Source organism: Rhizorhabdus dicambivorans (assembly GCF_002355275.1).
Taxonomy (GTDB): domain Bacteria; phylum Pseudomonadota; class Alphaproteobacteria; order Sphingomonadales; family Sphingomonadaceae; genus Rhizorhabdus; species Rhizorhabdus dicambivorans.
Map to the genome: position 1 here is coordinate 226183 of NZ_CP023451.1, position 13108 is coordinate 239290.

The 13108-nt window shown below is 65.8% G+C and carries 18 protein-coding genes; 1 reads left to right on the top strand and 17 read right to left on the bottom strand.

What is annotated here, in order from left to right:
* Positions 1–210: 210 nt before the first annotated feature.
* Positions 211–1185 (bottom strand): DUF2493 domain-containing protein, encoded by a 975-nt coding sequence (locus CMV14_RS25625; RefSeq protein ID WP_030090592.1) that lies wholly within the window; start codon positions 1183–1185, stop codon positions 211–213.
* A gap of 512 nt (positions 1186–1697) precedes the next feature.
* On the opposite strand from CMV14_RS25625, the gene CMV14_RS25630 reads away from it, so the two are divergent.
* Entirely contained in the window at positions 1698–2054 is a 357-nt protein-coding gene (locus CMV14_RS25630) for a hypothetical protein (protein ID WP_066703409.1), read from the top strand.
* A 32-nt stretch (positions 2055–2086) separates the two neighbouring features.
* On the opposite strand, the gene CMV14_RS25635 is transcribed toward CMV14_RS25630, so the two are convergent.
* The 16 genes from CMV14_RS25635 to CMV14_RS25715 form a co-directional block, all read right to left on the bottom strand.
* Positions 2087–2407, bottom strand: a complete 321-nt coding sequence (locus tag CMV14_RS25635) for a single-stranded DNA-binding protein (protein WP_062787869.1) — start codon at positions 2405–2407, stop codon at positions 2087–2089.
* Between the two features lie 656 nt (positions 2408–3063).
* A complete protein-coding gene (locus CMV14_RS25645) occupies positions 3064–3501 on the bottom strand; it encodes a hypothetical protein (RefSeq protein ID WP_030090590.1) in 438 nt (145 codons plus the stop codon).
* Positions 3502–3504: 3 nt separating this feature from the next.
* Positions 3505–3765, bottom strand: a complete 261-nt coding sequence (locus CMV14_RS25650) for a type II toxin-antitoxin system Phd/YefM family antitoxin (protein WP_037505398.1) — start codon at positions 3763–3765, stop codon at positions 3505–3507.
* 190 nt (positions 3766–3955) lie between these two features.
* The gene (locus tag CMV14_RS25655) at positions 3956–4468 is read right to left on the bottom strand and encodes a DUF736 domain-containing protein (RefSeq protein WP_062787872.1); all 513 of its coding nucleotides are present in this window, start codon (positions 4466–4468) and stop codon (positions 3956–3958) included.
* A gap of 163 nt (positions 4469–4631) precedes the next feature.
* A complete protein-coding gene (locus CMV14_RS25660) occupies positions 4632–4952 on the bottom strand; it encodes a DUF7673 family protein (RefSeq protein ID WP_030090587.1) in 321 nt (106 codons plus the stop codon).
* Between the two features lie 73 nt (positions 4953–5025).
* Positions 5026–5355: a hypothetical protein gene (locus tag CMV14_RS25665; RefSeq protein ID WP_062787874.1), complete on the bottom strand. Its 330-nt coding sequence runs from the start codon at positions 5353–5355 to the stop codon at positions 5026–5028.
* Positions 5352–5546 carry a hypothetical protein gene (locus CMV14_RS25670; RefSeq protein ID WP_083216155.1) on the bottom strand — a complete coding sequence of 65 codons (195 nt, stop codon included), beginning with the start codon at positions 5544–5546 and terminating at the stop codon, positions 5352–5354. Before CMV14_RS25670 ends, CMV14_RS25665 begins: the two co-directional genes overlap by 4 nt.
* 45 nt (positions 5547–5591) lie before the next feature.
* Positions 5592–5942, bottom strand: coding sequence for a DUF3768 domain-containing protein (locus CMV14_RS25675; protein WP_030090586.1), 351 nt, complete (start codon positions 5940–5942; stop codon positions 5592–5594).
* On the bottom strand, positions 5939–6889 hold the full coding sequence (locus CMV14_RS25680) for an adenine nucleotide alpha hydrolase family protein (RefSeq protein WP_062787876.1): 951 nt from the start codon (positions 6887–6889) through the stop codon (positions 5939–5941). The genes CMV14_RS25675 and CMV14_RS25680 overlap by 4 nt, the downstream gene beginning before the upstream one ends.
* Before the next feature lie 56 nt (positions 6890–6945).
* Complete coding sequence (locus tag CMV14_RS25685; RefSeq protein WP_030090573.1) at positions 6946–7782, bottom strand: Mom family adenine methylcarbamoylation protein; 837 nt, start codon at positions 7780–7782, stop codon at positions 6946–6948.
* An 18-nt stretch (positions 7783–7800) separates the two neighbouring features.
* Positions 7801–9084, bottom strand: a complete 1284-nt coding sequence (locus tag CMV14_RS25690; RefSeq protein ID WP_066703984.1) for a hypothetical protein — start codon at positions 9082–9084, stop codon at positions 7801–7803.
* Between the two features lie 20 nt (positions 9085–9104).
* A complete protein-coding gene (locus CMV14_RS25695; RefSeq protein WP_030090571.1) occupies positions 9105–9749 on the bottom strand; it encodes a hypothetical protein in 645 nt (214 codons plus the stop codon).
* 93 nt (positions 9750–9842) lie between these two features.
* Positions 9843–10601 carry a PRTRC system ThiF family protein gene (locus tag CMV14_RS25700; protein ID WP_030090570.1) on the bottom strand — a complete coding sequence of 253 codons (759 nt, stop codon included), beginning with the start codon at positions 10599–10601 and terminating at the stop codon, positions 9843–9845.
* Positions 10598–11251, bottom strand: coding sequence for a PRTRC system protein A (locus CMV14_RS25705; RefSeq protein WP_030090569.1), 654 nt, complete (start codon positions 11249–11251; stop codon positions 10598–10600). The genes CMV14_RS25700 and CMV14_RS25705 overlap by 4 nt, the downstream gene beginning before the upstream one ends.
* Entirely contained in the window at positions 11248–12036 is a 789-nt protein-coding gene (locus CMV14_RS25710; protein WP_323133419.1) for a PRTRC system protein B, read from the bottom strand. Before CMV14_RS25710 ends, CMV14_RS25705 begins: the two co-directional genes overlap by 4 nt.
* A gap of 52 nt (positions 12037–12088) precedes the next feature.
* The gene (locus CMV14_RS25715) at positions 12089–13084 is read right to left on the bottom strand and encodes a hypothetical protein (protein ID WP_228227686.1); all 996 of its coding nucleotides are present in this window, start codon (positions 13082–13084) and stop codon (positions 12089–12091) included.
* Positions 13085–13108: the final 24 nt, after the last annotated feature.

Below are 13108 nucleotides of genomic sequence, written 5' to 3' on the forward strand. Positions count from 1 at the left end.
TCGTCCTCCCTTGCTGAACGCAGCACCCGTCCCTTCTCCCCTCTGGCCGCCTGGCGGGGCGAAGTCGGTGCGAATGGTGGCCATTGCGCGAGCGCGCCAGCGCTCAGTCCCCCGCGGCGCGAAGGGGCTCGATGCCCCTGAGCGCCGCATGTCCACGCAGAAAAAGATGGAGAGGCCCCGGCCGAAGCCGGAGCCCCTCCAAGCGAGCACTCACGCGCTGCGCTGGGTGCGCTGGTGCGCGAGGCGGACGATGTGCAGCGGCACCCCCGCCTGCCGCAGCTTCTGGGCGAGGTTCTGCTGGATGCCCGAGCCTTCGCAGATGACGGCTTCCACCGGCTTGAGACCGAGAATGCGGTCATTGCGGACGAAGGCGGCGCGGTTGCCCTGACTGCGATCGAGGCGGAACTGGATGACCTTGACGCCGCGCGATGCCGCCCATGCGTGCGCCACGGCATCGCAGCCCTTCGCTTGCGCGGTGGTCGCGAGGATCATCTCCGGGATGCGTGCCTTGATGCTGTCGAGACCGTTCCAGAGCAGGTCCACGTCCTCCCACACCTGACCACCGGAGAACGCCACGACCGGGCCTTCGGGGGCGAACTGCTCGCGGCGCTCCCGGGCTTTCGAGGCAAGATAGTCGCGGGCCTCGATCATCGATGCGGTAAGCGCGCTGGAAACCCGGCTTCCCCGCACCGGCGAGAAGGGCTTGCCGGTTTCGACCCGATAGACCTCGGCGGCATGGTCGCGCATGCATTCCATCGCCTCGCGGCAACCCTGGAGGGTCTGGCAGAGGAGCTGGGTGTCTTCGAGTTCGGTCGCGTAGATCTCGGACGGATCATAGCTGCGTGCGAGATCGCCGAGCTTCTTGGCGGCGTCATCCTCGCGGCCCTCGATACGCTTCGCCACGACATGGAAGCTGTTGGCGAAACCCCACGCCAGATCGGCCGCAAACGGCTCCATGCGGGTGTCGCGCAGCACGTCGAACATGGTCTGCATCATCATCTCGGTGGCGGCCCGCACCTGCTCGGGATCGGGCATGTCAAGTGCTTCGGGCGCTTCGACGATGCTGAGCTTGGCCATCTCGCTATGTTCGATGAACGCGCCCTCGTAGGTCTGGGTCAGTCCGTCATTTTCACGCGACGCGGCGACGAAGCTGGCAAGGTCGGCGAAATTGTTGAAAGAAGTCATAAAAGCCTCCGAACAAGTCGATCTCTCATCCGGGATTGGATGAAAGATGAAATCTCATCGGATGGGCCGACGGGGCTTTGTCAGGGACGCGGGGACAAGTCCCCGCGCCGCCTCGGCGGGGCGTGGGGGAACCGATTTTCTTGGGGCCAGAGCGCAGCGACGGTCCCGGGAAAATTGGGGGGACCGCGCATCCTTGAGAAAGCCCCCCAAGGCACATCACACTACGGCGATGAAGCTTGTCTGATACCGAGATGTTAGAGAGAGAATTGGATTTGCCCCGGCCGCGCGGCGGCCGGGTTAACAGCAAATCGCTCCATACTGTCCCAGGAGAAACCCCCTCCCCATCACCCCCGCAAGGTGATCGTAACCCGGCAGGGCGGAGACGCGGCAAGGCCGTGGCTCCGGGAGCCGCAGGCGAGTAGAGCGCCGGTCCCGGCCTGAGCCTGTCGAAGGGCCGGGATGCGCCAAATGATCGAGCACCGACGCCGCAGGCAATGTTGAAGGAATGAAGAGTGAAGGCCCAGATTCAGGCGAACTATGAGGAGCGTCTATCGCGATATGCTGCACTGTTGCATGGCAATGAGCCACCGGGGCTGGTGGCGAAACTCGCCGTCTATCAGCAGCTCCTGCGGCAACGTGATATTCATGGCGACCGCCTGTGGCAGATCGAGCCGATCCTCTATCCGCTGGCGGAGCAGGACGTGATCGCGCTGGTGAACAGCGTGATCAAGGTCGTCACCGATCAGGAGTGGAAGCTCCGGGATGGGGCGAGCTTCCATGTCGGCGAGTTCTACGCGATCGGCGTCGAGAACATGGTCCACAACCTCGAGACGGGGCGACGCGCGAACTTCCCGGGCCAGTTGAGCTGAAGGGCGGCGCCCGCAGGCGCCGCTCTACCGGGTCAGAAGAAGTCGATCTTGTCGGCGATGATCTCGCAGCCGTACCGGGTGACTCCGTCGCGATCCTCCCAACTCGAATAGTGCAGCCGGCCGGTGATGGCGACGACATCGCCCTTCTTGCGCGAGGCGCCGGCCTTGCCGAGGCCGTTGAAGCAGGTGACCTTGTGGAACTCTGTCTCTTTGGCGGTGTAGCCGGTGGCGTCGTCGACATAGGTCTTGCCGTCCCTGAGCTTCACGCGATCGGTCGCGACAATGAGGGTGGTGACGGCGCCGCGGGTCTCGGGGTCCTTGGCGACGCGGCCGGCGAGATTGACGTTGTTCATGGTAGTGCTCCTCGTTGGGTCCAGCGGCCTTCCCGCCGGTGACACCGAAGAGCGGCGTGCGGAGAGGGTCCGCACCGTAGCGTCAGCGGAGGGGAACCCCTGGAGGGAGTTGGCGCGGGCAGCCGCGAAGCGGCAACACGGGCGACCGGATGGGGTTGCGGGACGTCTTCGTCTCGCCGCAGGTGTCAGGAACAGGCGAAGGAAGGCTGCTGGCCGCGGCGGGGCTCTACCCGATGGACGATCGCGCGGCGCGCTGCTCTTGACCCCGGCGCCGGCGGCGGAGCGCCCTCAGGAGTTCGTGCTCAGCAATCGGTCACGGGCAAGCCCGTTCGGCGAGGCCCGCTAGACGCAGCGATCGGGATTGAGGGCAGAGCCTCGTATTGCTCGGCCTCGGCGGCCTCAGGCGCGAAATGGCAGACGGAGTTTCGCGCGGCGGGACCTTTCGCGCGCGGTATCATGCTCATCAGCCCATCGGTCGGCGGCGATCTCTTCGTCCGTAGGTCGCGCGCCCGCGAGATCGGCCCGCTGCTTGTCGCTCAAGGTCTCGGCCGTGCTCACCGCCCGATTGCCGTGCCGCTGGTTCGTTCCCATGTGTTCTCACTCCGAAGTCGCGATGATCCGCGCCGCGTGGCAAATGCGGGCGCGGCCGATACTGGTCAGGAGGTACGCTTGACCTGCGTGACCTTGCCGGCGTCGTAGGCGGCGAGCCAGCGGGTGCGGATGGTTTCGTAGAAGGCGGTTGGAAGCTGACCGTATGCAACCTCGCCCAATGGATCTCCGGGCACCGTCCGAAGATCGGGCCCGGGCCATTGAAAATAGTTGAGCTCCGTGAGGACGACCCACGAGCGATCATCATCGAGCCCGAGACGAACCTTCGTCGCGTGCGGAATTTCAACGGCAAGGCTCGTGTCGGACGGCGGCGTATGGGTCACTGGCAGGATGGTGACCATCTTGGCGCCTGCCTTATTTGTCGTCGCGAGCAGCACGGCGCAGGGACGGTCTTTGCTGCCTTCTTCGTGACCTGCCTTTGCTTCATGGCTCCAGAGATACGAGTAGCGAATTACTAGGCCGGGAACTGGATCGGGAATTTGCACTCGTCAGGACTCGACCTCGTGATCGAAGGCAGCGGCTTCTGCCGGCGCTCGCGCCGCTCGAACCCCCTCCACGATTTCCTCCGGCACGTCAGTCAACGTGAAGACCTCGCGATCGCGCCGCTTGAGCCGCTGATATTCGGCGGCCGACATCAACACGAGGCTATCGTGGCCATGATGCGTGATGGTAAGGGGCGCAACCAGCGCCTGGCGGCTGATGCGGCCGAAGGCCTTTGACGCCTCAACGGAACTGACAGTCTGGGGCATGGTGATTCTCCTGTCCGGAAAGTACGGAGTTTCCGGATAAATTTCAAGTCCTCTCTGTCGCGCGCGCGAGGACGATAGCTGAGGACACGGTCACAGGGAAACGAAGGCAGGGCCCGCTTGCCGTGAGGCAAACGAGCCCTGCGGGGTTGCCGCGCGCCGGAGGGACGCGCGCGGCAGGGAGAGAGGATCGTCAGTCGGCCATCTCGGGCGTGCGGCGACGGCGGCCATTGCCCTGCGCGGGCTCGCCGCCGAACGCGCCCTCGGCCGAGGATTCACCCAGGCCATCCGTACCGGCGAGGCCGTTCGGCTTGGCCGGCTCGTCCGCACCGGGCAGCGGCGGCAGGCTGTCGTCGGCCGGGGCGGTGTCGGTCGGCGCATCGCGGCGGCGGTTGGGACGCGACCAGACGATGTTGTACGAGCCGTCGTCCTGACGGAACGCCGAGATGTAGAGCGGCTTGTCGAGGCTGGGATCCTCGATCTTGCCGTTGAGGAACATTTCGCCGGTCGCATTGGACGCCAGCTCGAACAGTGAGCCGACCTGGACCCACTGGCGTGCCGCCGAGAGCGCGAGGATCTCGAACTTGGGCGCACGCGGATTGGCGGAATGGACGGTGCGAAGGGCGATGACGATCGCGACCGTGAGCGTCGAGATTTTGCCGGTGTAGGTGCCGCTGGCGTTCTGGGTGATGGTGCCGATGTTCATGGGAAGTCTCCTGAGAAAGTGCGCTCGAACCCCTTGTCCGAACACCTTCTCTCACCCGCTCCTCTCCTCGGCCGTTCGGCCGAGTAAGGCGCGCCAGCGCCGCTCCGACGCGCCACTTCGGCGCCGTCGGGTACTTCAGGGCCTCGCAATCACGCGATGCGTGTCAAGTCTGGGGAGCGCTTGCCGATGGCCGCCACAGGGCAATGACATCCTGCATCTCTTCGGCGAAACCGAGACCGTCGATATAGACGGCGCCGCGGTCGTTCTGGCCGAGAAAGCCGATCACGCTCGTGATGTCGTTTGCCACGTCGATGTCGAGGCCGAACATGTCGGCGATCTCGAAATGACCAAGCTCCGGGCCATTCCACCAGGCCATCAGAAAGTTCGCGACGCGGCGCGCCTGCCCGGTGTCGCCCATGGCGAGCGGGATAAGCCGTGTCAGCGCCGCACGGGCGGAATCATAATCTGTCGGTACGGACGTCATCGGTTTTCTCCGCGCGCAGAGGGTATCGAGGCGACACCCGGGCGCAAGCGTTTCTGCCTCGAACGGCCCGATCCTAATGAATCGAGCCGAACAGCCGCCGCTTGACCTCGGCCTGGTGCCGGCCATCCTTCTCGCCGATCGTCGCGGTCATGTCGGCGAGGAGCTGTTCGGCAAGCCTCGGCGGGATTTCCGCATAGGGCGTGATAACGGCGATCGCGGCCTCGGGCGTGGGAAGCTCGCCCGGTTCCGTGCCCCGCCAGATCAGCGCTTCCCCTTCATCGGGCTCATCATCGGTGCGAAAGCACACCTGAGCATAATAGGTCTGGAGCGGTCGGTCCCAGCCTACCGCCGCGCAGATGACGTCGGGATGGCCGGCCTTGGGCGGGAGAATGTGCCTGCTCATGCGTGTGTCCTCCGCATTCTGTGCGCGACGTGCCGCGCGGCGCCTTCGGCGCTGTTGATGGCCTGACCTGCTGCCGATGCCGCGCGGCGCGCGCCCGCCCTGCGCAGCAGGTTACGGGCTTCGCGCAGGCGTTCAACGGCAATCGCAATGGCTTGTCCGTCCTCGGACGTCGCGGGTGTGATGCGGCGCAAGATTACCTCCATTTTGGTTGGAAATTGGCGAGGCGACTGATCGGCTCAATCGTCGCAGGGGAGCATGATCGTCAGGACACGGACGGTCACCGCGGCGTCGGCAGGATCTTCCGAGCCCCATTCGAGCGAGGGATCGTAATAATCGATGCGAAAGCAGACGATGTGACCCTCGAGCTCGAACTGCCCGTAGTTGCGTTCCGGGCCGTCATCAGGCTTGAATTCGTAGCGCCGGACGGCCGCGAGTACCGCGGCCTGGGCGACGGCTTCGCTGACGATGCGGTCGCCGCCTGCCAATGTGGCGAGACAGGTCGCCGTCATCACGATCCGCGCGTTTCGATCGAGGCCGAGCCGCACGCGGTCATTGAGCTCGGCGATCCGGGATATGGTGCTGGTCATGCTGCCTCCATCAAGCCGGCGTTGAAACTCGCGATCCATTCTTCCATCGTCGGCCGCTCGGCGATCGGCACGATGCTGGCGGCGTCCTGGAAACGGATGAGATCGGTCGGCGCATCGCGACGGATCGCGTCGATCTCGGCCTCGGGGAGCAGCCGCTCGGCGCGGATGAAATCGGTGATCCTGCCGGGCCGGGTCCTGGTCGATCGGCGCCACAATCCCTCGACGGTGCGCAGGCGCGGTTCGGCGCGGGCCTCAATCAGGACAATCAAGCGAAGGCACCACGCCGGCAGGGCGCGTACTTCATCGGGCCGGATGGCGCCGCAGAAGAAGCAGCTCGACTTGGGCGGCACCGGGAGACCGGCGGCCTCGATCCGGGCGATGCAGCGATCGCGCGTCCAGTTCCATTCGCGCAGCGGATAGCGGCACTGGAACAGCGGATCGTCCAGCCCGGCAGCATGGGCATGACGCCGGGAATCGGAGGGCGACGTGTCGTAGCCGATCAGCCGCTCGACCTTCTGCCCATTCGCCCATGCGGCGCGAGCCGGTGCCCATTGCTTCAGGAAAGCGTCTTGCGGCGCCACCTTCCATTTGAGGCTGCAACTATGCCGTCCCAGGCTGATGCTCGGCAAAGTCGCATTGGTCAGGACATTGGCGAGGATCGAATAATAGGGCGGCCAGTGCTTGAAGCGCCTGGGCACGTAGCGGACGATCTCATAGGGAATCCCGCGCGCGTGCATCCACGCGGCGATCATCCGCTGATATTCGTAGGTCTCGGGCTTCTCCGCGCCCGGATCGGCGCTCAGCACCAGGTCTGGCGCCTCGCCGCGCGCCTCGAGTTCGATCAGCAGCGCCGTGGAATCGACACCGATCCCATAGGCCAGGACCACGGGCGGCGGGGCGGCGACCAGAATGGTATCGACCGCTCGTCTGTTGCTTGGGATGTGCATGGAGTTCTCGGCCTCGATCGCGGCCCATCGCCGCAACCCTCAAGATCCCCCTCCCCTCATTCTCGGCCGGCTGTGCGGTTCTCGGCCTCGATGCGAAGATCGAACTGAAAGGTGGGGTGCGCCAACGGCAGGGCCTTTGGATAGGGAAGTCGCGGCAGTGCGCGGCCGTGCCGGCGGGCTTCGCGGGTGAGCTCGAAGCAATAGGCGTAGAGACCCGGCTGCTGATGGCGCACGAGATGGCGTTCGCGTTGCAGCCGCCAAAGCCATGTCGCAGGCATCTCCCCGAACTCCGGCCTGGGCAGGCCAAGCGAAACGAGCTGATCGATGGCGCCGGCATGGCCTCGCTCGCCAAGGCGGATCTTCGAGAGCGTGCGCCCCGCGATCGTTGTGTCGCCGGCGCGCAGGACGGTTCGCGGCCTCGTAATGGCGCGGTGCGCCGCCGAGAGCGCGCAATAGACGCGGCCTATATGTCCGGCGCTTGGGTCGCTGTACGAAACCACGGCCTCGATTCCGGGCTTCTCGCGGCGCAGATGGCGAAAGGCCCGCGCGACGAAGAAGCTCTCCCCGTTCTGGGGCACGGCGTCTGTCAGGATCAGGCGGGCGAGCACGCAGCCGCGTAGCGGATCGGCAAAGCCGGTGTGCCGCGTGATTACGGCTCCGGTGGCCGGAACGGCGAAGACGGCGACGCCTTCCAGGACTGCCCCGGCGCCATAGAGCCCGACCGCGAGCTGCGCCGCAGGATAGGTCGGCAGATAATGATGGCGGGCAATGAAAGCGCGCGCGGCATCGTGTCCGATGATCTCGACGGAATAGGATTTGGGATCGATGACCGTGAGATCGCGGGCCCAGAGCGCCCGGCGCTCGCGCCAGCGCTGGCTGCGGCTCGTTTCCATGTTTTGGATCCTCGAATGTTAGCGGGCGGCAAATCTCGTCGCCCCGCCGAACAGGCGGAGCGCGCGTGCCATCTCGTCGCGCAACCGGGCCTTGCTGCCGACGATGAGCGTCGGCGCGAGGGGTTTCCCGCCGGGGTCGATGAAGCCGTGCGCGAGGGTGCCGTCCTGTTCGATCGAGACGAGATGCCCCTTGCCGGGCGCCGGCCCCTGATAGCGCGCCGTCAGCTCGCCTAGCTTCGCAGTCAGGCCCTTGGTCGCCTTGGACCAACGGATGTGGCCAGCGCCGACATTGCTCCCGGCCTCGCGGCCTCGATCCATCCAGAGTTTCGCGTGCGCCTTGACCTGCAGCGGCGTGTTGCGCGTGCGTTCGCGATTCCGACAGGTTGGCAATGCGGCCGAATGGGTATCGAGAACCCGCAGATATTCGCCGTGCAGCGCGACAAGGATATCCTCGATGTCGATGCCGGCGAGGAGCGCGCGAAGCCGGTCCTCCTGCTCGGGACTGGCAATGAGCTCGTCGGCCCGCTCCGCCGTCAGTTCCTCGGCCTCGGGCTGCGCGGTCACACCGGATATGAAGCCCTTGGTGGCGGTGAGAATGATGGCGTGACCGCCGCAGCGGCCGCCTGTCTTACGATAGCGCTCCAAAATATCGCCTCGGCCGAGCGCCGCCGCCGGATGATCGCCCAGGATGATAACCCGCCGCGACCATGGTGTCGGTCGGGGCCGGTCGCTGGGTTTCGGCCAGTCCGAGGGTAGCGATCGCACCGCACCCCGCGACTGCATCGAGATGGGCGCTCGTTCGGCAGCGCGATTGGCCCGGCGCGCCGCGTCGAAGAGATCGTCAACGTCGCCGCCGCCGTCGGCGAACCCGCAGTCATAGGCCGGGCGTTCTGCGGCCTTGGACGGCGAACAATGGTTCCAACCTACATGGGCCGCGTACCAGCCATCGGCATAGCGGATCGCGAGATTCCAGTCATAACCATAACGATCGCGTCCACGCAGGATCGCCGCATCGCGGTCATCACCGCGTCCTGAGACGGCGCGCTCCTCGGTGAAGCTGAAATTGCGCGCCTGGCGCTCGGCCTCGCTATGCGCGGCAATCGCGTCGTTGACGGGCTTCATCGCCTGGACGCGCGCGCGGGTGTGCGCCATGCGATCTTCAGGTGAAGCCGTCGGCGCCAGGTCCGGAAAGTCGCGCCAGGCTTTCGCGATCGCTTCGGCATGTTCCGGTGCGCGGCCCCGGGCCAGCCAGGTGGCAGTCGAACAGGGGTCGAACTGCGGGATTTTTTCGACATGGATCATGTGGTCGGCCTCGGTCGAGATCAGGCGAAGAGGCGCATCGGCTGTTCGACCGGCGGCGTGAGACGAAGGTCGCGCCGCAGACGGTCGGCGAAACGGTCGGGCGCCATGAGATCATTGACCGATGCCCAGTGATTGCGCGCGCCGCAGTGATCATCGCGGCCACGAACCCGGCGATAGAGGACTTCCCGGCCCGGGCCCGAACAGCCAAGCGAGAGCTGCACCCATGCTTCCTCGCCATGGAGCGTGATTTCGCCGGAAACCGCAGGGCCGCCCTTGCTGGAGCGGATGTCATAGGTTCCGTCGCATAGGCCCAGCGCGTCGGCGAGGCGCCGCATTGCGGTGCGGCCCTCCGAATGGAAGAGCCGCTTGGCGGCCTCGTCATGGCTCACGCCCCGATAGGCGAGGTTGCGCAGGACCGGCGTTCGGCGGATTTCGGCGATCTGGTCCATGCAGGTGCGCCGAAGCTCGAGATTGGACGGACGATCTTCGCACACTGCGCTGAGGTGGCGAACGAGCAGGATCACGGCGGGATCGGTTTCGGCGTCTTTGCCGGCGTTGCGGCAATCCTTGATCGCGGCTCCGATCGCGTGGAGGGTGGTGCCGACGGTGATCAGCGCGCTGGGGTCGAGCGCCTGCTGGTGGCGCATGGCGACGTCGTAAGTCATGGGATGGCCCTCCGGTCTTGAGCGAAAATCCGCTCAAACGGCCCTCTCCCCCTCCCCTTTCTCCCGTGGCCGGCCTCGGGCTCGACCGAAGATTCAAGCAGCGATCGGTAGCGGGATCGGCACGGCCTGCCCGGTGGCGATATTGATGAACGCGCCCGCGTGGCCGATCGATCCGCGGCCAACGAGATCGAAGAGAAGGGCCAGCGCGTGGCTCGCCACCACCCGGTTCACGAAAAGCGACTGGCGCTCGAGGGCTTCGGCCATCGAGCACGACGGCGCGTCGTCGTCAGGCAGGCTCTCGTTCGCGACCTCGGGGAAATATTCGAGGACTGTCGGGAGGATCTGGTGCCCGGCCTCGGGCTCAGCGTTCGGGCAACCGATGATATATTGCCCGTCGCCAGCGCGGTTGCCGAGATCCAGCCAATAGGCCGGCGCATTCCTGGCCGAGGCGATGGCCGCACCGACGCTCCGGCGCGCCGATGCGGTATCGACACAAGTGATGACGATGTCGGTGCCGTCGAGCTTCGCGGCCTCGGGTGCCCGGCCATGCACCGCCGTCCAGGCCAGACCGTGGGCGAGATTGATCCGCTCGGTTAACGTCCGGGCCTTCGAGTTGCCGATGTCGCACCTGAAGAAGGGCTGCCGGCCAAGATTGGCCTCGCTGACGATATCGTCGTCGACGACGGTTACATCGAGCGAACGCGACGAAATCGCCCGCAGCGCCGTATCCAGCGAGGCGAGCCCCATCAGCATCTGCGCGCCGTTGCCGCCGCATCCCACAAGCACGATTTTGATCGCGCGGTTGCCGAGCGCCGCAGGCAGATAGTGGCGAAGGGGCGTCTCAGAGGTCATGATCGTCTCCTGAAAAAAGGGCTTCGCGGCAGCGGGAGGAACATCCCTCCGGCGCACAGTCGCGAGGCAAATGCGGGGCCGTCCGTATGACCCAGACGTCCGACAACCAGGGCGATCTTGGTCGCGTGCGCGTCGTCCGCGTCGTCGGTTGCGCTGAAGAAGGCCGCGCCGTGCCCATGGCTGTGAATGTCGCAGATGAGGTGATGGTGCGGCGGCAGCGCAGGCGGACGATAAGTGAGGTGTGACGGCGTCGCGCGGTCGATCTGGGGGAAGTCGACCCAGAATCGCCGATTAGCCTCATCCCAGAGGATGAAGGCGGCGGCCTCGTTGGGCAGCGCGGCGCGAAAGTGCTCGAGGACTTGCCGCAGCAGCTCCGCCGGTATCAAGCCGCAACGCAGGTCCGCGCGGCGAACTCCAATGCTCCCGTAGGGCAGGTAGGCCGGGATCGGCGGTGTCACGGGCAGATCCAGAGCCAGCCAGGCCCGGCGCAAGATCAGGCAGACACCATCGCGGCCGATTGCGAGGCAGCTGCCTGCTCGGGCTTCGCGAACGGCCTCGATCGCGGGTGATCGCCCATCCGGCGGCACGGGATAGCAAGGCGCCTCCGCCAGTACCGCGGCGGCGGTCGGGTCTTCGGCGAGGGCAGTCATCGGCCGGACCTTCCGTAGATGAGGTCGCCGAGCGTCACTGGGTCGGCCTTGGCGGCGCCTCGCGGGGCGGTCTGGCGACGATCTCCGAGGAACGGCCTCAAGCGTTTGACCGGGAAGCGGGTCGCGCGGGTCGCTGCGAGGGTGTCCCAGAGACGCACGAGACCGCCCTTCCCCGTGATCGTCAGCTCCTGACCCGGATTCGGATGGGTCGACCAGGAGTCGAAAAGCGCGCGCTCGAACTCGGGAATGGCGGACACATCCAGCGATGTCGGCTTCGGAATGTTACCCCAGCAGAGGGAACCGTTGAGGAAGACGTTGAGGATCGGCGAATGAAGCAAGGCGGTTTCGGCCGCGGGCCGCTCGTTCCGCTCAAGCGCAAAGACTCCAAGCCGGCGCCGTGTGGCGACAAGGACGTGTGCCGGATAGGCAACCGGGACGATCGCGCGGCCGCCAAGCGCACGCAGTCCAGCCAGTTTCGCCGAGAGGTCGAAATAGGCCGTCCTCACCTGTGCGGGCACCCACCAGACCAGCAGGTCGGGATGGGCGACAAGCACCGTTTCGGGGAGAATTTGCGGCGGGGCGACGCGGCCGAGCGCCTGCGACCAATGCCGCAGATGCGCCCGGGTCAAAGGCGTTCCAGCGGCGATGGTCGGCGCGCCGATAGCGTCGTGCTCGATCTGATGGATGCTGGCGAATGCCTCGGCATCTTCGCCAGGGGTAAGATGCGAGCCGAGGCCGCGAGCCCCGTCGCTTCTGTAGAGCAGGATGGCGTTGGTCAGCATCATGCCGCCTGCGGTTCGCTCGAACTGCACGCAATGGTCAGTCATGTCGGCCTCGTTATTCGGGAGGATAGAGTTCGATGAGATGTTTGGCGGCCCGCAGCAGCCGCGCGCCGGCGGCGAGTGACGCATGCCAGACATCGATCGCGGTGGAGTGCGTCATTGGGCAAAGGCCCGTCACGTCCATGAAACCATATTCCATGCCGTGACGCCCGACGTCGTCGACCTCGACCGCGAACTGTTCGACGGGAACGAGTGTCAGCGGCGGAAGCGGCGAACATTCCTCGATACCGGGGACATATTCGTAGAGAACATCCATCTCGAGGCGCCAGGCGTGATGTTCGTCAGGCAAATTGGTGAGCGCCGCGTGGGCATCCCGCAATTCGCGCAGAGCCCGACGAAGGGCAGTCGGTAACTTCGACGTGGGCGCTGCCCTCGCGGCGAGCATCCATTCTGGCCGCCTGGCGTTCATTTCGGACGGCATGGTCTGGGCCGCGATCTCGCTGTCGTCAGCCCCATGGAGCGCAACGAGGGCCTCGCGCGCAGCGGCGTCCTCGGTCTCGCCGTCCCAATAGTACATCGAGATGTTGTCGAAGAGGTCATCGTAGCAGAAGATCGGGAGAGCACTTCCGAGCGTGCGCTCGAGCACCCGATACGCAGCCGCGCGCCACGGGATCGGCCGCTTGCTGTCCTCGATCCATCCGAGATCGAGCTGCCCGACACTGTCGCAGACGATCGCGACCGCCGGCGCCCCGCAGGATTCGCCGTTGAGCACGACGACGCGCAGGTCCGCGATCGTGCAGCTCCGCAAGCTTTCGAGGACCTCGGTCTGGAAGACCCGTTCGATATGTCGGCGCGCCTCAGGGCGCGTGCGGTGCACTGTCTCCTGCTCTTTCGAGGCGACCCAACTGCCGACGAGCTTATGGTGGGCCGCCAAAGGTCGATCGAACATCACCGGAATATCAGGGGAGATATGGACGGTCCGTCCTGCCAGATCAGCCGAGCGGAGGAAGGGAGAGTCCTGTGGGTGGCGGGATAGGATCGGCAGGACCATCCTCGCGCGTGCCCGCGTCGAGGA